Origin of the sequence: Parasporobacterium paucivorans DSM 15970, from assembly GCF_900141895.1 — a bacterium.
Classification (GTDB): domain Bacteria; phylum Bacillota; class Clostridia; order Lachnospirales; family Lachnospiraceae; genus Parasporobacterium; species Parasporobacterium paucivorans.
In genome coordinates, this window is sequence record NZ_FQYT01000031.1 from 1 (window position 1) to 19453 (window position 19453).

Here is a 19453-nt window from a genome sequence, read left to right on the forward strand (position 1 = left end):
CTGGTATGGACGTATCGGTACGGAAAGGGATGCTACGGTGTCAGAAGCCATCATCGACCGGATTGTTCACAATTCCTATGAAGTCATGATTGATGGCCGGATATCCATGCGTGAGCGCCATGGATTAAAATCCTCCGTCAAAGGATGTGGGGCACATGCTTGAGACCGATGAATTCTGAAGAATGGGTCAATCTTATCTGGGCAGTTGATCCTGGTGCCAACGATGAACTCGATTAAGATTTAACTTACAAACTGCACTCTATCCGGAAAGCGGTGCTCTGTTCTTCCGGATAGGGATGCTCTGACTTTCCGAAAAGCATGCATTATTGGAACGGAATATTCATTTAACCGTCTTTACTCAATTTCTATCAAGTCTTAAACTGAGTTGTAAATGTAAAAGTTCATCCGGATTTTTAAAATCTGTTTTTCCAATTTCCCTAATGCGGTCAATTCTGTACAGCATTGTTGCGCGATGAATAAACAGTTCTTTCGCACTCTGTGCGGCATTCATATGGTTGCCAAGATATACGGTCAGCGTCCTGAGATACTCGGTCTGGTTTGCTTCGTCATACCTCTGCAGACGGGCAGCAACAGGAGATCTTAGAAAATCGGCAGGCAGCTCCTCTGTTATCTTATTCAGCATATAGAGAAACATATTGTCCGCAAATGTATGGGTCCAAACGGTAGGCTTCTGTATGAGCCCGATTTCAAGGGCAATCCTTGCCTGAATATAGTATTCTCTAAGGTTTTTGAACCCTTCAAAATAATTACTGAATCCAACCCTGAAATTCCCCTCTCTGATAAAATAGTTGAACTGGGCAAAAAAATCATCCCCTGAAATTTTGATGATGCTTATATTGACGATGACAACGATTATGCTGTTATCAATAAAAGCAAATGTCTGTGGATATTCGCGCATAATCTTGCTGCAGAAATAATACATTGTCATGTTATAGATATCCTGGCTGCTCGGCTTGATATACATGATGCGATATGTATTCTCGTGATACCAACCCAGATGATTCAGCTCCTTATCGAAGATGGACTGATTATACGAGTATCCACCTGCAATATTTTTGAAAAGAGAGGCAAGAACACTGCTTTCCTCAGGATGAGAATTGCTGAGCCGGCTTGGAATATCCTCCAGACAGCTGGCTAAATGCCCGAACATTGATGCATCCGAGCTGTCAAAACTCTTGGTCGTTTCGGATAGAATAATCCTGAAAATAAATACTTCATTCAAGAAAATGTTCTTGCAGATGCATCTAAAGGGAAGTACATCTGCAGGAAATTGAAACACTTCTTTCTCATCTGCTATTTCTGCGTATGCATTATCATTTTTGAATGAGTTGACCTGGTCGACAGATATTCCCCCGAATTCATCGAGACCTCCGGAATAACCCGTTCTGTTCAACGCGGTTTGTGCGATTATATTATAATTGGAATCCATAATGGATAGTCCATTGCCAAAAACGGGTTCGGAAATATCAATCATATGCTGCAGCGGATTCCATTCGCCTGAGCTCTGTTTCAGTCCGGAATCCCACAAATCGAATGCATCAAATATTTGATGGACCTTATTATTTATGTCGAAAAGATCCTGTTCTTCACCAATGATTAACAGGTTCAATCTACAATTGAAATATACTTGAGGTGGTGTGCCAATGCACAGGATTGCTGAGCCTTCGTTGAAATGTGCCTGTGCAGGCAGCGTCTCTGCATTCGCCATATATAATGTGTTGGAATTGAATGTTTTCTCTCCCGTATGGAATATGGGCCTGGCGTAAATCAGCGAATCGTAAATATCATTTATATTTCTCTGTTCTATTGCGTCCTCGAGACGTTTTGCGAGTATCTGAATTGAAAGTTTTATGATCAACACCCCCTTATACATAGTGTATAAGTACAACTGCAAAAAGTCAATTCTTATGTATAATTTACTTTACGAAAAAGGAAGCATAAAATGAGATCAGATAGAAAAATCAAGGAGGAATTTATAATGGCGCTAACACCAAGGGAAAATTATTTGAATGCACTGAATCACAAGAAGACAGAATGGACACCAGTATTTATTGCCGACTGCGCCGGGGTGGGATTCGCTGCCGGGCCGGGGCCATGGATTGAGAAAGGTCCCTTCGGAGGAGGCTATGATGGATTCTGCGTTAGATGGGTCACACCTTCTTCCGGAGGCGGCGCTCCTATTCCGGCACCAAACGAGTTCATGCTAGATCTCGACAACATAACCGAATGGAAAGATATCATCAAATTTCCAGATCTTGAGTCATTTGATTGGAACAAGGAAGCACAGAAAGAATTTGAGATGTATCATGTTGACAGGAATATGCAGGCGGTCGATTTCGGGTGTGGCAATGGCGTATTTGAAAGGCTGGCGGCTTTCATGGGATTTGAAAATGCTTTGATTGCACTGATCGAAGAACCGGATGCCTGCAATGAGCTTATGGAAGCCATTACAGATTACAAAATCGAGTTTGCAAAAAAAGTTAAGGAATCCTATAATCCGGATGCGTTTACCAATTATGACGATATAGCAACAGAACGAGGCCTTTTCATGTCACCTGATACCTACCGTAAATTAATCAAGCCACACCATAAACGCCTCAACGATGCAGTCAAAGCACTGGGGATGATCCCAATTCAACACACTTGCGGATTCTGCGAACCTTTGATCGAGGATATTATTGAAACGGGTGCCGCAGCCTGGACATCAGTCCAGCCTACCAACGATATTGTTGCAATGCAGAAAAAATACGGCGATAAAATCGTCTTCATGGGCGGTTTTGACACTAACGGTGAACCGGCACAAGCGGATTCCAGCCTGGAAACGAGACTGGCTGAGGTACGCAGGTGTATCGATGTTTATGGAAAAAATCCGGGGTATATCTTCTTTGGTTTTGTTCTCGTAAACAGTCTGAATCCGGCAGATGTCGGGGCTGCCATCATGCCTCTCGTCCAGGAAGCCGTAAGATACGGTCATGAGGTTTCCGGAAAATAACACGAATCAGCTAACATAGATTTAGACAAATCAAAAGAGGTGCTATGCAGCAGTAAATTTCAGTCCTAATATTCCCACCAGTATTAAGCAAAGAAATACCATTCGCAAAACATTAACTGGCTCATTGAGAAGTAAAATACCAAATATAACTGTACCCAAAGCACCTATCCCCGTCCAAATTGCATATGATGTGCCAATTGGGAGAGTTTTAGTAGCAAGTGACAATAAATAAAAACTGATTGCCATGCCTCCCAATGTAATCAAAGATGGAAACAATTCCGTAAATCCGTGAGAATACTTCAGAGCTATTGCCCAAACAACTTCAAAAATCCCTGCAATTAATAAATAAATCCAAGCCATGTTTTTACCTCCATAATAAAAAATAAAGCCTGAAAGATATCATCTTGATATCTCCCAGGCTTTTATCCTTCCGTGTCACAGTTAAAAACTGTGAGTTCTCTCTTGGTCACTGGCCAGTCAAAACTGCGGAACCCTAGAAAACTTTACTATTTGTATTTAATAAGACAATATTCTTTAAAGCTGATTTTCATTATATGTTTTAAAATCAGAAAAGTCAATATCCCTGATAAAGGATAATAGTGTCAGTTTATAACAGGGTAAAAGCCTTGAGAATTTCAGATGAGGCTTTTTCCGACTTGGATACTATAACAAAAAATGAAGTCCACGCCACCTTTTAAAGAACCATCACCAAGCATAAATAGGTATAGCACCATCCATCCTTTTCATAGTATAATCAAATTATATTTTAAAACACACAGAATGGGGGATTAATATGTTTTTATTTAATAAAGAGGAAGTCTATCTTGGATATTCATTGGATGATTTCAATAAAGTAAGAGAGATTTTTGAGACAGAATGCATTGAATACACTTATAAAATCATAAACCACTCCACTGAACTTGCAGGACATGGCACGATACGAAGCGGCGTCGGAAGCAGATCCATCAATGCAAAATATGAAAATTTATATTCTATTTGTGTCAAGAAAAAAGATTTCGAAAACGCAAAGTACCTAATAAAGCATTTTATTGTATAAAAGAATTTACCTGAGTAGATAACTTTTGAATTTCTACACATTCTCTACAAGTTGGATCTTCAATCCATTGGGATCCTTTATATAGAAAAATTTTACATGAGGGTTTGGTTGAAAAGGTCCGCTCTCAATAGATATACCCTTTGCTCTAACAAAATCCATCTTCTCTTCAACCGATTCCACTTCAAATCCCCATGAAATGTCAGTACCTATATTAACATCTTTGCCATTCTCATCACATACAAGTTCTATCTTTGTTTCTCCATCTCCTAAAAAAACGATTTCTATGCCTGGGCCAGCTTTAAATCTTCGGTTCACTTTTAGGCCGATTATATCCTCATAAAACCTTAATGATTCATCCATATCTTTTACTTGAATTGTGCTCCAGCAAAATTTCATGGTGTTCCTCCCTGTCCAATAATTTAAACCAACTTTTAACTATTTTACTAAACAAAAAAGATTAAATAAACAATCTAAGCAAGACCTCCAGCATTTCCGTAAAGTACTCCAGTGATCACAAAAGCAATTACGGATAAGACTATCCCAATTAAAACTGGATTTTTTCTTGTCGTTCCCCTTCTTAAAGCTGCAATTCCAAAGAACACGCCAATTATGGCTACCAGGCTTCCAATAGGAAAAAACGATGTTATAACTGCTACTATTCCAATAACCATCGATAACATACTAAGATCCTTCTTTTGATTATCCATTCTATTCCCTCTTTCTTTATCTATTAATGAATTTTTTTAGTTACATACTCCGTTAAGACAATGCCTCCATCGCGAAAAATATGAAGTTCGCATCATTATAACACAAAAAAAGTGTCCTTTGAATCAAAAAAATAATATATCAAGTAGAATCCTTTTATAACCAGTTAAGCTGATTCCCATATATTTTTTCCAAAAAATCCAATATTAAGGTTTCGCTTTTTTCAAACCCAAGTTTCCCAGTATCAATTGTCAAGTCATAATTGCAGGAATTGTACATATCCATTCCTGCAAATTCTTTATAATATCTCAATCTTTGCTTATCCGTTTTTTGAATCAATTTTATCGCTTCTTCTTCCGATATCCTATTCAACTCCTGAGTACGTTTTACCCGAATATCCATATCAGCATGTAAAAAAATGCTTACATGTCTGGGATTTCCACGCAGAAGATAAGAAGCTGCTCTTCCTATTATGACCGCTGACTTTTCACTTGCAACTTTCAAAACAATATTTGATTCAGCATTATACGCTTTGTGATCCGTAACTACATCTAACTCCGGATAATATCTGACCGTTCCTTGTGCAGACAAAAAAATGCTCATCAACAAGCTGGAATGTTTTTCATCTAAGGCTTGGAGTTCCTCAACCGGGGAATTCAATTCTTTGGCCGCTTCTCTGACTATTTCATCATCATAATAGGAAATGTTCAGCTTTTCTGCCAGTCTTCTTCCTAAATAATCTCCACCGCTTCCTTTTTGACGGTCAATCGTTATTAAAATTTTTGTTTTATACATTTTATCCTCATTTCTGTGGCTGATTGACAAAGCGCGAATATGATTTCAATTCCGATTCAACATCGTCCTTGAATATCGTAGCAAGTTTTTTTAACCCGGATGGTAAATGTCCTTAGCGATATTGGTATTGAACACATTGAATGCGTATTTCAGGATGTACTTTTTGCTAATGCAACGAGTTTGCTTAATGTTTTCCAGTTACGCACAGTTGCCGATACATTCAGTTTGTAGAGATTTTTCGCAAGTTTTGAATTCCGGATACTATGCTGGAACAATAGATAAACATCTCTTCCGGTGATATGACATCTATCACCTTCACTTCTATAAGCATCAATGCACTCAATCTTTTCTTTTGCTGGCTGGTGCTTCAATAGCGCGACATACAGACTTTCCACTTCTGATAGCGCCTCTGCTTCCCTTATATCTTCCTTCGAGAATGGACAATTAAAAATAATCTGTTCTAATTCTGTGGAAGTCCTCAGGATGACCTCTGCCCGAATCCCAAAAACCGTCTCTATCTCCCGTTCGATTCTATCGCACAGTGATTCTTCTGTTTCATTCGATTTAAACAAAACATTTCCACTTTGAATATATGTTTTCACTTCAAAAAGTCCGACTGATTCTAATGTTCGTTTCAAATCCGCCATCTTGATTTTATTTTTTCCGCCTACGTTAATCCCTCTTAAAAATGCGATATAAATAGTCATGCCTTGAACTCTCCTCAATATGAAAACACAAATGGTCGGATACCTTCTTTGATTCAAGATATCCGGCCATTTTGCTTATTTCTGATCACATATTTGTACAAATATATGGTACATATATCCTAGGACTTCCACAGAGCCACGTCGCCTATATTGATGTCCCTTTTGGTGACATCCACCGGACCAAATTTCTGAGCCAGGTACCCGTTCTTTTCGAACAGGAGGGTATACTGTCCACCTGCAAGTCCGCGAAGCCAGAAATCACCATAGCTGTCTGTCTCGGTCGTGACCTTCTCACCGGTATCCACATTGGCCGCGGTGACTTTCACGCTCTCACTGCACTCATCGGCTTCTTTGTCATATAACGCTCCGGCGATGAATCGTTTGGGCAGACCGATATAGTAAACCCGGGGCTTCACTGTCAGTTCAGGTTTGAGGGGTTCCGCTTTAGCAATGAGATCTCTGATTTTAGGATCATCCTCATCACCAAAAATCATGGCTCCGGTAGGGCAGGCATCCACACAGCGCGGCTCTTCCCAGCCATCGTCCAGCAAGTGTGCGCAGAAAGTGCATTTTTGAGCAATCTTTAGATCTTCATTATAATAAATTATGTTCTCGTAAGGACAGGCCTCGATACAAAGCTGGTGTCCCCGGCATTTATCCGGATTGATGATTACGATGCCGTCATCACGTTTATATATGGCATCCTGGCTGCAGGACCTGATGCACGGAGCGTCGTCACAATGCTGACAAATGCTGTGTTCGTAGGTTATCATTACCTTGGGAACCTGACCCCGCACATTGTCATGGAGTTTGTTCCAGAACTGCCCTGTATCTGGCTGAGGCTTCGCAATCGGCGACCAGTCATTGCCCACATGCTCGTCTTTACAGGCTACCTGACAGTTGTAGCAGCCGTTGCAGATATCGTAGTTAATAATTAGAACTTTACCCATTACTCCTCACCTCCAGCCATAACAGCGTCCAAGCCCGGACCCGCAGTAGGATTGAAAGGCCGATTAAACGCGTCGGGATATTTTCTCTTAAGCTCATCTAGATCCGTTTTTTCAATCTCGGCCAGGAAACCGCTGACAGCATGACCCACTGCATTTTTTGAAGTAACATTCCGAGGCACAATGGTGTTGATGGCTCCGCCACGGTCAATCTCACCTGGCACAATCGGATCCCATTTGGCTCCGTGATCGATATAAATAACACCCGGCATAATGCGTTCAGTTACATATGCTGCAGCTAAAACCGTACCCCGGTCATTGTAGATAGAAACCACATCTCCATCGGCAATGCCACGTTCGGCGGCCGTAGATGGATGCAGCCATACAGGATGGTACTGGTAACCGTCGGGACCTTTGATTTTGCAGGTCGGAATCTCACGCAGCCAGGTGATGTCCTCATGCTGCGAATGAACGCTCCAACGCGGGTGGTTAGAAATTACCAGCAGGGTGTATTTCTTGCCACGCTCAGTTTCCAGCGTCTCCTGGTGGGTAATACCGCTGGGAATCCATTTCGGCACCGGAGGTCGTTCCTTGTCGTCAGGGAAATGCTCCTTAAGCCCGGTTGACTCAAATTCCAGCAGGCCGGTAGGAGTAGTGAGCGGGTTATTCTTAGGGTCTTCATAAAATTTCTGGAATCCGCGAGGCTCTTTTTCCCAGCCGTCAGCGGTAGGAACCACAAAATATCCCTTGTCCTTCAGCTCTTCCCAGCTGATAAGATCCGCGCAGCGGGAAGTTTCCCATCCATATTTGATAAGTTCCGGAATCGATTTGCTGCCCGTGTACTCTTCCAGCAGGCCCAGTTTGTCGGCCAGCATGCAGACAATCTCGTAGTCGCTGAAGGATTCGCCCAGAGGTTCCACACATTTATTCTCGGGATAAAGCAGGTTGTACTGGCCGCTGAAGATATCAGCGGCGATGTCGTCCTCTTCCAGTTTGGTGTTGACTGGAAGAATGATATCGGCCAGGAGGGCATCGTTTTCCAGCCAGGGATGCTGCGCCCACATAAACTCAATGTCTGGATGCTGCATAGCCCGCACGTAGTCGTTGCCGCCGTTCCAGCAGGTAATCCAGGACGGAGAGTCGGTCCATACGGCATGAATTTTGGAAGCGCCTTCTGCCGGATAGAAACGGTGTATAAACTGGTCCTCCCGGGGAGCCGTTTCGGATTCGCAGCCCCACCAGTCACAAGAACCTTCCAAAATGGCTTTAGGAACCAGGGTCTTTGGCAATGAGGGGTCGTTTTTGTCAGAGGGATGTCCTCCTGTGTACGCCTTGCGGAGATTGGGCACGCGCAGCGGCTTGGGCTGGGCGTACTGGTCCGGGAAGTCGAACAGACCCCATTCAATCATTTTCACCTGGTTAACGCCCGGTTTACCCAGACCCTGCATGGCAAGACAGATATTCTGCAAACGTGCCGGCTCCGTGGCGTAAGGTCCGCGTATGCCGGGTCCACCGTTGCCGATGACCACACTTGTGCGTTTTGAGGCCCATTCCCTGGCCAGAGCTTTGATGACACGGGCGGATACCCCGCATCGTGTAGCAGCCCATTCCGGGGTCTTGGCTACGCCATCTTCCTCACCCATGACATAGGCTTCGTAGGTTTCCACACCGACAGCATGTGTTTTGAGGTAGTCCTTGTCGTATGTTCCATCTTTGAACCATACATAGGTAATGGCCAGATAAAGGGCTGCATCTGTGTTGGGCAGCACCGGTATCCATCGGTCGGCGTGTACCGCTGCCGCATAGTTAAGATCGGGACACACATAGATCTGTTTGATTCCCAATTCGCTGTACCAGTAGCTCAGACGGCTGGGAAGCTGGCCCTGCCATCCCCAGGGAGTGGTCTCCTGGTCGCATCCCCAAAAGAGCAGCAGCTCGCAGTTCTCGGCAACATCAAGGAGCAGATTGCTTTGTTTTCCCTGACCTACCGGCTCACAACCCCAGAAGTGCTTACTGCCCCACCACCAGCCTTCCCAACTGTCCGGCTGCCTGATCTGCAATGTATATCCGCCCCAAAGAGGCAAAAGTTTACGGCCGGCGCCATGGCAGGCTTGCACCACTTTATTCTCGCCGTGCTGGTCGCACTGGTAGAGAAGGCATGTAGGACCATAAGTCTCTTTCAAACGGTTCATCTCTTTGGAAATGATATCCAGAGCTTCATCCCAGGAGATGCGAACATATTTGCTTTTCCCTCTGTTCTGCGTGTTTCGTCCCCCCGGACCAGTCGAGCCGGGGGCTCCACCGGGATCAAAATCCACCCTTTTCATCGGAAATCGCACCCGGGCCGGTGAATAGACACGTTTTTTGTAAGCAATGGAGTACGGTGGAATTAAGGTTTTCATGCTGGGTTCGAAGGTACTGCCTCTCACATCGAACTTCCATGGGTTCATGTCCTTCTCGGGGTCATATTTCCAGTCATAATGCATAGGCCGTATGCGGATGATTTTTCCATCCTTAACATCGACCATTGATGCATTAGAACCATTTTCGGGCACCCCGCAGAAGCTGATATCGCGAATCAGTGTTTTCTCGCCAGATTTGCTGTTCCTGGCCCTGTCTTCTGCCATCAAACTTCCTCCTTTTTCCTGTTTTGCTATTCTGCTGCATGGAATAGCTATCCCGCAAATCATGTATGATTTCATTATATGCCTGCCACAGCAGTAAATCAATATAACTTTCCATCATAATTTATTCTGATATCTGTTTTTCGAGTTTTGATAAAAATTCTGACATCGAATGATTTATATTTATATCCATACGATCTGCTAAAACAATCAGCCACCATATACATTCAATAATCCTTCACACCATTGACACATTAATAAATTACAATACTCTTAATATTAAATAAGGTGGGAAGCAATAATGACGAATGAAAAAAACATGCAAACTAAATTTTATGCTCTGGGAACTTTGAACTATATAAATATGTTTAATTGTGCAGATATTGAAATTTTAGATAAGGTCACAGAAAGAATTTATGAAATTGATGATGTACTATCAGCATTTAAAAATGACAGTGATATCTCAAAGATCAATAATTCTGCTGGTCGAGATTTTGTGGATATAAACAAGGACACTTATGATATATTAGAACATGCGATACATTTTTCGAAGTTATCAAGCGGATGTTTTGATGTAACAATTGGTCCATTGGTTAAACTTTGGGGCATTGGAAAAAAGACAAATTATATTCCAGATGATACTGAAATAGCAAGAGAAATGAACAAGGTGGATTATCGGGATATTCTATTGGATAAAGTGAACATCAGAGCCACTTTACGTTGCGAAGATCAAAGCATTGATTTAGGTGGAATCGCTAAGGGGTATGCAGCAGATGAGGCAAAAAGAATATTGATGGAAAACGGAGTAAAGCATGCATTAATAAATCTGGGGGGTAATATCGTAACGCTGGGCACCAGGGTTGATGGAACTCCCTGGAAGATAGGTATTCAAAACCCGTTGATGCAGACAGGACAATATATTGGGGTGTTGTCACTGGAAGAGAAAACTATTGTCACATCAGGCACGAACGAACGTTTCTTCATAAAGGACGGTATCCGTTACCACCATATAATAGACAGATACACTGGATATCCTTCCCGGTCTGGATTGTTAAGCGTTACAGCGGTCTGTGACAACTCCATGTATGCAGATGCACTTACCACCTCTCTATTTACCATGGGTGTTGATGAAGGTTTGAAACTGCTGGAACTGATTAAGGAGGACGCAATATTTATTACAGATAAAATGGAGGTCATCATGACAAATGGATTATTAGAAAAATTCAAAATCACGAATACATCAATAAAATCGAAAAGGGCAGGATTCTATGGCAACTAAAAAGAAAATTTCCAAAGTACAAATACTAAGAATAATCATTCAGATACTATTTTTCATTATACTACCCGGTTTATATGCTGCTTCATTTGCCGGAATTAAAACCATTTATCAGGGATTAATGCAGGGAACCTTTGATTTTTCTCAGGATTTTCCATCCCTGATTGGTGCGCTATCCATAATACCTATCACACTGTTGCTTGGCCGGTTTTTTTGCGGCTGGATGTGCGCATTCGGCGCACTCGGGGATTGGCTTCACTTGCTGGGCAGTAAAGTATTTCGCATCAAGTACAACATCAAACCAGAAATAGATAAATATTTGAAATATATAAAGTTTTGTGTTTTAATTCTGCTGGTCCTGTTCGTTTGGAATTTCGATTGGAATTTAGATATTGCAAATCCATGGAATGCCTTTGGAGTTCTGTCCACTGTTACAAAACTACCCGATGTTGCTTATGCAATGCAGTATTTTGCCTTCGGTACAATACTATTGTTATTTATCATAATCGGATCCTTATTTATTGAAAGACTGTTTTGCCGGTATCTATGTCCATTAGGTGCTGTTTTTGCACTGGTTTCAAAACTCAGCATATTCAAAATCAAAAAGCCGCTTGATAAATGTCAATCCTGCCGCTTGTGCACAAAAAAATGTTCCATGGGAATTCCACTTTATAACTATGATAAAGTGACTTCCGGTGAATGCATCCAGTGTTTTAAATGTGTTTCCAACTGTCCAAAAAAGAATGCAAATATAACCGTTTTAGGAAACGAACTGAATCCCGCATTTGCAGGAGCTCTGGCCATTACAGCCATGACGGGATTGTACTGTGCCGGGAATCTAATGACCGACGTCGTTACTGCCAGTGCAGGCACTGGTACATATTTAACCGGAAGTGCAATCAGCCAAACTGAAAATGGACAATATGCAGATGGCACGTATGAAGGTACAGGTACAGGATTTCGTGGTGCAACAACTAAAGTTTCTGTAACTGTTGAAAACGGGTACATAACCAATATCGAAGCAATTTCATATGGAGATGATGCTCCATATTTCAACCGGGCATTTAATTCAGTTACTGAATCAATTATCGACAGCCAGTCAACTGATGTTGATGCCGTATCCGGTGCAACTTATAGCAGCAACGGAATTATGGATGCAGTTTCGGATGCGTTACAAAACACTGCTGTTTCAGTCACATCCTCAGCAATCAGTTCAACCACTGAATCAACTACCACTCAAGCAGTTGACAGTATAAACAGCAATTCCAGTACTTCTGCCTATACAGATGGAACCTATACTGGGACAGGTACCGGCTTCCGTCGAGGTACTACGACAGTAAGCGTTACCGTTTCTGGTGGATTAATTACTGATATAGAAGTAGTTTCCTACCAGGATGACGCCCCCTATTTCAACCGGGCCTATAATACGGTTATAAGTGAGATAATGGAAACACAGTCAACCAATGTCGATGCTGTTTCAGGAGCTACTTTCAGCAGCAACGGAATTATGGATGCTGTGGCAGACGCTTTAAATTAACACCAAATTGAAAACCTATCAAAAAACGAGGCATGCATTCAGGATACCCAGGATGCATGCCTCGAAAAATCATCACGGAAGTTAAGCACAAAAAAAGCCGGTTATATACCGGCTTTTAAATGGATTTGCTTAAACTGCGTAAACGTTGGTAGCCTGTAAGCCACGAGCGCCCTGAGTAATATCAAAGCTAACGTTCTGTCCGTCTTCAAGGCTCTTGAAGCCTTCTGAAGCGATTCCTGAAAAATGAACGAATAAATCTTCTCCATTTTCGCTGTTTGTGATAAATCCAAATCCTTTTTGTGCGTTAAACCACTTTACTGTACCTTTATTCATGAAAGATACCTCCTAATATAATTTTTTATACTTTATGCTGCAAATAAAAAATCACATATTTTTGTAAATCATCAAACGTCTTAATGATTTACAAAAATATGTGAATCAGAACTAACATCTAAAATACTTCGTAAGTTTATCACATCAAAAACCATATGTCAATACTTTTCTCAAGAAACCCAAAACACCATCCATGCAATTACTGTATCTCATAAAAACCCTCCTTATCAACTCAGCCTATGAATCCTTGTGATTATATTATATTGGGGAATTATGTCTGAATTATGGATTTTCACTTCACTGGAAATGTAACCTTATGAAATGTCAGAATAACGGATTTCTCGTGATTTTTCAGTATCAGCTCATTTCCATTCATTTCATAGTATCTTACTGCGGATAAGAATTCCATATAAATGGATTCCGCCTTGTTCCGGTCTGGATCTATGCTGGACATTTCGGTGCTTGTGGTGTTGCTGAAAACCAGCGCCTCGTCTCTTTTCACCTGATAGGCAGACCCATAATGGTTAACAGCGGATTGTCCGTCGGTTCCACCATCATATCCAAACTCCAGAGTAATATTATATCCTGCCGGTGACAAAGTTTCCTGCGTCCATGAGTCAAGTACCCAACTGGTTCCGGCAAGATCATCTGCTGCCCTTGGTGAACAGGACATGAGATTGATACAAATCAGCAAAATCAGCAAAACCTTAATTCCTCTCATCGTCTCTCCTTTAATAACTTTTCTTTGTCTGACTTCCTGTCATGCAATAAAAAGTTTGCCCAATCTTTTTCAGTTTTATCGGAATTAGCCTTCCAGTATAACAGGCGGTCATAATAGAATTTGATTTTTTCGCTCACGGGTTTTTGAAAATCATCTTTTCCATATTTTAATACAATCGCAGTTAATTCATAAAAAACAAAGCCCAAAGCATGTGTTTCTACATGCACGGCAGCTCCCGCATGCCCAATTGCATGGCACAAAGCACCGTATTCACTGTCATCAATTTCTTTTGCGACCGCATGGGAACCTAAAATCGCCTTTTTGGCAGCTGGCATTTTTATATTCCCTCTTGCCCAAGCCCCGGAAAGTTCCAAACAAATTCTGGGTCTGCATTCGCCGGGATATTTTGCTTCAAATTGCTTCAAGGGCCATTTGGCACAATCCAATGCCCACGCAACAAGAGTCCGGTGATTTTGCAGTTGAATCAGAGCAATCAACTCCTGCAGACATTGAGAGTCCCGGGAAAATAATATTTTGTTTTTTTTCTTTATTTTGATTTCCACATCTGAAAACATCCTCTTATTTCCCTCCTGCAATTATCCATTCTCCGGCTTGTACATACTCCATTTGACATATCCGAAAAAAAGTCCTATAGTTGGTCATATCGAAAAAAAACCGGAGTAAAAAAATGAATCAATCCAAATTATGGTCAAAAGATTTTACAATTATTACAATAACTACATTTTTCACCAGTCTGACGTTTTACTTGTTAGTGACGACTTTAGCTGTCTATGCCATCAAACAGTTCGGTGCATCGCAAGGCCAGGCCGGCCTTGCATCAGGCATATTTGTCATTGGTGCTGTCTTTTCGCGTATTATAGCAGGAAAATATATTGAGGTAATCGGACGAAGAAACTTGCTTTTTACAGCTCTTATCCTGTTCCTGCTTGCTTCCTTGTCCTATTTTCCTGCCGACAAACTGAATCTGTTACTTGCAGTCCGGTTTGTGCATGGGGCCGCCTTCGGCGCTGCGTCTACGGCAATGGCAACAGCTATAATGGATATTATACCGAATGAAAGGCGCGGCGAGGGCACCGGCTACTATTCATTAAGCGTCACCCTTTCATCAGCCATCGGGCCTTTCCTGGGTTTATTTATATCCCAGCATGCAAATTTCAATATCATATTTGCAACATGTACTGTTTTTTCCATAATCAGTATTGTTGTAATCCTGTTCGCAAAAATTCCAGAAGCGAATTTATCCAAAGAACAGTCTGAATCCATGAAAGGATTGAAATTGAAGGATTTCTTTGAAATAAAAGCCATTCCAATTTCAATCATTGCATTGATTATGGGTACTGCTTATTCGGGAATTCTGTCCTATATCAACGCATATGCACTAGATATTAACCTGACAAGTGCGGCAAGTTTGTTTTTTGTGGTATATTCTGCCACCTGCCTCATTTCAAGGCCACTCAGTGGTAAACTGCTGGATAGCCGAGGGGACAACAGCGTAATGTATCCCTCCTTGCTCTTCTTTGTTTTGGGTCTGATTTTGCTGAGCAGAGCCAGTTCCGGTCATGTACTCCTGTTATCGGGAATATTTATTGCTCTCGGTTATGGAACAGCGTATACCTGTACCCAGGCAATTGCAATCAAGGAATCCCCAAAGCACAGAGTAGGTCTTGCCACCTCCACCTTTTTCATCTTCTTGGACACAGGCGTGGGAGTAGGTCCTCTGCTCATTGGAACCTTTATCCCCAAGGTCGGATTCCGCGGAATGTATATGGCACTGGCTGCAATGGTATTTTTATCTATTTTATTATATCATCTTATCCACGGCAAGAAATCATCAGGTTTAGCTAACGGCAGACAGCCATTCGGCAAAGCGAAAACAGAATGAAGGTTAAATATCAACTGTTTAATGGATAGCCCGTTTCTTATATTGTCCGCCCATAACTTCAGATACGTCATTAATCGTCACAAAAGCATTTGGATCTTTTTCATAAATGATGGAGCGAATCTTTGAGATTTCCAGTCGCGTTACGACGGAATAGATTATTGTTTTTTTATCGTTCGAGAATCCTCCGCGCCCATCCAAAAAGGTGACACCTCTGCCTAATCGGGCCGAAATTGCCTCTCCGATTTCTTTTTCATGGTCTGTAACAATCATGACTGCTTTTGCTTCATCAAAGCCTTCTATAACAACATCAATCGCCTTATGTGCTACAAAATAGGCAAGCATAGAGTATAAAGCCCGGTTCCAGCCAAGCACCAAAGCAGCTATGATAAAAATAAATATATTCATTATCATCACAATCTGGCCTACTGAAAGAGAAGAACGTCTGTTCAAGATTATTGCAACAATCTCGGTGCCATCCAGAGACCCCCCGTTTCGAAGGATCAGCCCTATCCCCGCTCCAAGTATTATGCCGCCGAATATGGTCGCCAGCAGGATGTCGTCAATCAGCCCCGGAATCGGATGCAGCAATGATACAGAAATCGAAAAAACGGTAATGGAAAATAATGATGATATTACAAATGTTTTTCCAATTTGCTTGTAACCCACGATTAAAAATGGAATATTCAAAATAAACGTGAATATTCCGAGAGGTATTACAGACAAATAACTTGCAATTATCGAGATTCCTACAATTCCACCATCAATGATTTTATTTGGAACAAGAAATAATTCAAGACCAACCGCCGCTATTATCGAACCCAAAAACAGGGCTGAAAATTTATATAATACCTTTAACCTGTCATGCCTATCTTTTTTCATCAATACGTCTCCTCAAATAATCTTTTTCATATCAAAACTCTATCTTACTTAGCATTTTGTGTTATTATATCATATTTTTAGGTAATATTTATATAACAGTTTAAAAGGATCGCATATTTTTGATATGCGATCCTCTAATGTTGGGTTGAATATTTTTAAATTATTGAACTGTTTGCCCATCATTCCGAAATCGATTTAACAAATTCTGATGAAGACATAATTTTGTTTTACCACAGACCAATAACTTTGAACCAGCCTACCTCAACAAGACAGGTAACGATAAATACAACGATGGTCAAAGGCAGGCCCATCCGTATGGTTTCTTTTGCACTATATCCGCCCTTGTCTTCGCCGGAACCCACCAGTATTGGCAGATTGTGGTGTGGGAAGATATAGTGTGAGTAGATGGCAGTGTATGTGATAAACGCAGGGATAAGTGGGCTGATATCCATACTCGTTGCCAATCCAACCATCGCCGGGCACACAAGTCCCATAACAGCGATGCAACTGCCCAAAACCAAATGCAGGACGACCGCTATTACTGCAATAAGCGCAGCTATCAGAATCGGGCTTGCTGGCAATGAACCCGGAAGAATCGTCTTGAAGAGCCAGTCTGTCATTCCTGTTTCGGCTCCTACTTTGCTGATTGCCAACGCTGCCGATAAGAACATCAGAGTAGCAACAGGTACATCCGACCAGGCAGATGGCTTAATAACTTCACCAATAATTGGAAGACTCATGCCCATTGCAATAATCAGAGTAATCCATCCAACATTGATACCATGTATAGAGTCTGTCATCCACAATGCGATTGCAATTACCAACCATATCACGGTACGGATTTCCTTTGAGGTAAATTTGCCCATTCCCGCTAATTTGAGACGGATTTCGTCTTTATTGATATTAACCTCTTCCTTCGGTTTAAACATGATGAAGATAAGAAGGCAGGTTAAAATAATCAAAACAAGTGCAGGGACAATCATATAGCCAATCCAGGACAGCCAGCTAACTTCAACCCCGGCAAACTGCGAAACCAGAGGCGCAAAGGAAGAATCTCCTGTCAGGAAAAGCATGGAAGTTGGTGGTGCTGCAGCAAAAACTGTGAACCCTACCTTAATGCGATCTGCTGTACACATCTTTGCAGCATCCATAACCACCTTCATAACTGAAAGAATCAGAAACGCTTTCGGAAAAGGATGAGGGATGAATAAACTCAAAATGATGTTCAGTACAAAAATTGATATAATAATACTTCTATAAGAATTTACAAAACGAATGATAAAACTATACGCAATTCTTTCTCCGAGACCTGAAGATGCAACGGCATTAGCAATGATATAAGCACCGATAATGAGCCACATTACGGGACCAAGCCAAGGTGCGAAAATAGTTTCGGGTCCCGCCACTTTGAAAACAATTAATAACATCAGGAATAAACCAGCTGAAAATCCAGGCTGTACAATTTGTGTCGCCCAGAATATAACTGTCATAATCAGGAGCGCCAACATGGTCTGTCCTTCGTGGCTCAGACCTTCAATAGGAGCAAAATACAAAATCAGAAAAACGGCAATACCCGCCAAAAAACCAATAATACGTTTCATATAAATCTTTTCCTCTCAGTTGTCATTTTTAAAACATATCAGGCAAAAATTTCTTTGGATCCAGATCAAGGAATTTTGCACGTTCAAATCTGTCTTTTAATGCGAATGGCACTGTACAGTCAAATATTGTTTTACAGGAAATTCCACGGTCTCTGATATTTGGATTGTAGGCCGGGTCTTCGGTAGGATCCAGTGGATGACAACGTACTCCCGGAATAAATATGGTATCTACATCTCCCTGGAAACGTGTGTTCATTGCCCACATAACATCGTTGCTGTCAAACGGATCTACATCCTCATCTACAAGTATTACATGCTTCAATTCAGGGAATGCAGTAAATGCTACCAACGCTGCCTGACGCTGACGTCCTTCATCACTTGGTACGCCTTTCTTGAACTGTAAAACTGCCATGTATTTTCCGCCGCCGGCAGAATGAGCATACACGTTGACCAAACGTCCCGGCATAGCCTTCTCAACCATTGTAAGGATACTTGCTTCGGTTGGAATACCAGCAATACTTACATGTTCTTCACTTGGTCCGATACAGGTCTGCATGATAGGATTATTCCTATGCGTAACAGCCTTAACCTTGATGATAGGCATATTCTTGGCTGCCGGTCCTGTATAACCCGGGAACTCAGGCATAGCTTTTCCGGTACCGCTGTGTGCATCCTCATCCATATGTCTGTCAAAAATGAGCTCACCTTCAATTACGTATTCCGCATTGGCGATAGCATTTTCAGGTATCGTAACGCATGGACACAGCTCAACTGCCTTTCCTCTGAGCGCGCCTGCGATGGACAGCTCATTGAATCCGATTGGTGTTGTTGGAGGCTCAAATCCGGAAGCGATGGAAATAGCTGGATCCACACCAATGCTTACTGAAATTGGAAGTGGTTTTCCAAGTTTGATCGATTTTTCATAAAATGAACCGATATGTCTTGTGCCCGGAGTAATCCAGATGGTCATCTCATCTTCACTCTGCAGGCAGAGTCTGTGGATTGTAACATCAGATTCACCTGTTTCAGGATCGCTTGCATAGCACATACCTAAAGTGATGTATGGGCCGGCATCTTCAATCGTGTTGGTGGGTGCAGGAATCAGTTTGCGGATATCAAATCCAGGTTCATCAGCTCTGTGGACAACTTCTTGGCAAAGTGCTTTCTCAGCTGGGATAACAATCGGTTCGATTGCTTTTGAAACTGAATCCTTCAACAAAAATCCCAGCTGGTCAGGTGTTGTTCCAAGCATGGCCGCTACTCTGGCTCTGCTTGCCAAAACTCCGATTACTACTGGAGCACCTGGATGTCCTTTCACATTATTGAACATCATAGCCGGTCCAATCTGTGTAGGT

General features: G+C 41.9%; 19 protein-coding genes and 1 riboswitch. Of the genes, 5 read left to right on the top strand and 14 right to left on the bottom strand.

Going from position 1 to position 19453, the window contains the following annotated elements:
• Nucleotides 1-358: 358 nt before the first annotated feature.
• Nucleotides 359-1882 (bottom strand): PucR family transcriptional regulator, encoded by a 1524-nt coding sequence (locus BUA79_RS11420; protein ID WP_178138601.1) that lies wholly within the window; start codon nucleotides 1880-1882, stop codon nucleotides 359-361.
• A 117-nt stretch (nucleotides 1883-1999) separates the two neighbouring features.
• Between BUA79_RS11420 and BUA79_RS11425 the strand changes: the two genes are divergently transcribed.
• Nucleotides 2000-3013, top strand: coding sequence for a uroporphyrinogen decarboxylase family protein (locus BUA79_RS11425; RefSeq protein ID WP_073994570.1), 1014 nt, complete (start codon nucleotides 2000-2002; stop codon nucleotides 3011-3013).
• 42 nt (nucleotides 3014-3055) lie between these two features.
• On the opposite strand, the gene sugE is transcribed toward BUA79_RS11425, so the two are convergent.
• A complete protein-coding gene (gene sugE, locus BUA79_RS11430; RefSeq protein WP_073994555.1) occupies nucleotides 3056-3373 on the bottom strand; it encodes a quaternary ammonium compound efflux SMR transporter SugE in 318 nt (105 codons plus the stop codon).
• Between the two features lie 49 nt (nucleotides 3374-3422).
• A riboswitch (guanidine-I (ykkC/yxkD leader) is annotated at nucleotides 3423-3521 on the bottom strand.
• A 285-nt stretch (nucleotides 3522-3806) separates the two neighbouring features.
• On the opposite strand from sugE, the gene BUA79_RS11435 reads away from it, so the two are divergent.
• Nucleotides 3807-4070 (top strand): hypothetical protein, encoded by a 264-nt coding sequence (locus BUA79_RS11435; protein ID WP_073994556.1) that lies wholly within the window; start codon nucleotides 3807-3809, stop codon nucleotides 4068-4070.
• A 33-nt stretch (nucleotides 4071-4103) separates the two neighbouring features.
• On the opposite strand, the gene BUA79_RS11440 is transcribed toward BUA79_RS11435, so the two are convergent.
• The 6 genes from BUA79_RS11440 to BUA79_RS11465 form a co-directional block, all read right to left on the bottom strand.
• Nucleotides 4104-4466 (bottom strand): VOC family protein, encoded by a 363-nt coding sequence (locus BUA79_RS11440; protein ID WP_073994557.1) that lies wholly within the window; start codon nucleotides 4464-4466, stop codon nucleotides 4104-4106.
• Between the two features lie 74 nt (nucleotides 4467-4540).
• Complete coding sequence (locus BUA79_RS11445; protein ID WP_073994558.1) at nucleotides 4541-4777, bottom strand: hypothetical protein; 237 nt, start codon at nucleotides 4775-4777, stop codon at nucleotides 4541-4543.
• Nucleotides 4778-4931: 154 nt separating this feature from the next.
• Nucleotides 4932-5570 (bottom strand): cytidylate kinase-like family protein, encoded by a 639-nt coding sequence (locus tag BUA79_RS11450; protein ID WP_073994559.1) that lies wholly within the window; start codon nucleotides 5568-5570, stop codon nucleotides 4932-4934.
• Between the two features lie 149 nt (nucleotides 5571-5719).
• Entirely contained in the window at nucleotides 5720-6277 is a 558-nt protein-coding gene (locus BUA79_RS11455) for a DUF1697 domain-containing protein (RefSeq protein WP_073994560.1), read from the bottom strand.
• A gap of 119 nt (nucleotides 6278-6396) precedes the next feature.
• Entirely contained in the window at nucleotides 6397-7227 is an 831-nt protein-coding gene (locus BUA79_RS11460; protein WP_073994561.1) for a 4Fe-4S dicluster domain-containing protein, read from the bottom strand.
• Complete coding sequence (locus BUA79_RS11465) at nucleotides 7227-9851, bottom strand: molybdopterin dinucleotide binding domain-containing protein (RefSeq protein WP_073994562.1); 2625 nt, start codon at nucleotides 9849-9851, stop codon at nucleotides 7227-7229. Before BUA79_RS11465 ends, BUA79_RS11460 begins: the two co-directional genes overlap by 1 nt.
• Before the next feature lie 298 nt (nucleotides 9852-10149).
• Between BUA79_RS11465 and BUA79_RS11475 the strand changes: the two genes are divergently transcribed.
• Together BUA79_RS11475 and BUA79_RS11480 are read left to right on the top strand one after the other, a co-directional pair.
• Nucleotides 10150-11127 carry an FAD:protein FMN transferase gene (locus tag BUA79_RS11475; protein WP_094757450.1) on the top strand — a complete coding sequence of 326 codons (978 nt, stop codon included), beginning with the start codon at nucleotides 10150-10152 and terminating at the stop codon, nucleotides 11125-11127.
• The gene (locus BUA79_RS11480; RefSeq protein ID WP_073994563.1) at nucleotides 11117-12661 is read left to right on the top strand and encodes an FMN-binding protein; all 1545 of its coding nucleotides are present in this window, start codon (nucleotides 11117-11119) and stop codon (nucleotides 12659-12661) included. Before BUA79_RS11475 ends, BUA79_RS11480 begins: the two co-directional genes overlap by 11 nt.
• Before the next feature lie 129 nt (nucleotides 12662-12790).
• Here BUA79_RS11480 and BUA79_RS11485 read toward each other — a convergent pair whose 3' ends face one another.
• The 3 genes from BUA79_RS11485 to BUA79_RS11495 all read right to left on the bottom strand — a co-directional run bounded on the left by BUA79_RS11485 (nucleotide 12791) and on the right by BUA79_RS11495 (nucleotide 14278).
• A complete protein-coding gene (locus tag BUA79_RS11485; protein ID WP_073994564.1) occupies nucleotides 12791-12994 on the bottom strand; it encodes a cold-shock protein in 204 nt (67 codons plus the stop codon).
• Nucleotides 12995-13286: 292 nt separating this feature from the next.
• The gene (locus tag BUA79_RS11490) at nucleotides 13287-13715 is read right to left on the bottom strand and encodes an META domain-containing protein (RefSeq protein WP_073994565.1); all 429 of its coding nucleotides are present in this window, start codon (nucleotides 13713-13715) and stop codon (nucleotides 13287-13289) included.
• Nucleotides 13712-14278, bottom strand: a complete 567-nt coding sequence (locus tag BUA79_RS11495) for a putative immunity protein (RefSeq protein WP_242941698.1) — start codon at nucleotides 14276-14278, stop codon at nucleotides 13712-13714. Before BUA79_RS11495 ends, BUA79_RS11490 begins: the two co-directional genes overlap by 4 nt.
• Nucleotides 14279-14403: 125 nt before the next feature.
• Here BUA79_RS11495 and BUA79_RS11500 point away from each other — a divergent pair, with 125 nt between their 5' ends.
• Nucleotides 14404-15618, top strand: coding sequence for an MFS transporter (locus BUA79_RS11500; protein ID WP_073994567.1), 1215 nt, complete (start codon nucleotides 14404-14406; stop codon nucleotides 15616-15618).
• A gap of 18 nt (nucleotides 15619-15636) precedes the next feature.
• Here BUA79_RS11500 and BUA79_RS11505 read toward each other — a convergent pair whose 3' ends face one another.
• The 3 genes from BUA79_RS11505 to BUA79_RS11515 form a co-directional block, all read right to left on the bottom strand.
• Nucleotides 15637-16497 (bottom strand): YitT family protein, encoded by an 861-nt coding sequence (locus BUA79_RS11505; protein ID WP_073994568.1) that lies wholly within the window; start codon nucleotides 16495-16497, stop codon nucleotides 15637-15639.
• Between the two features lie 227 nt (nucleotides 16498-16724).
• Entirely contained in the window at nucleotides 16725-18098 is a 1374-nt protein-coding gene (locus tag BUA79_RS11510; protein WP_073994569.1) for an SLC13 family permease, read from the bottom strand.
• A 28-nt stretch (nucleotides 18099-18126) separates the two neighbouring features.
• Nucleotides 18127-19453: UbiD family decarboxylase (locus BUA79_RS11515; RefSeq protein WP_073994571.1), on the bottom strand; the 1327-nt coding region annotated here is incomplete at its 5' end.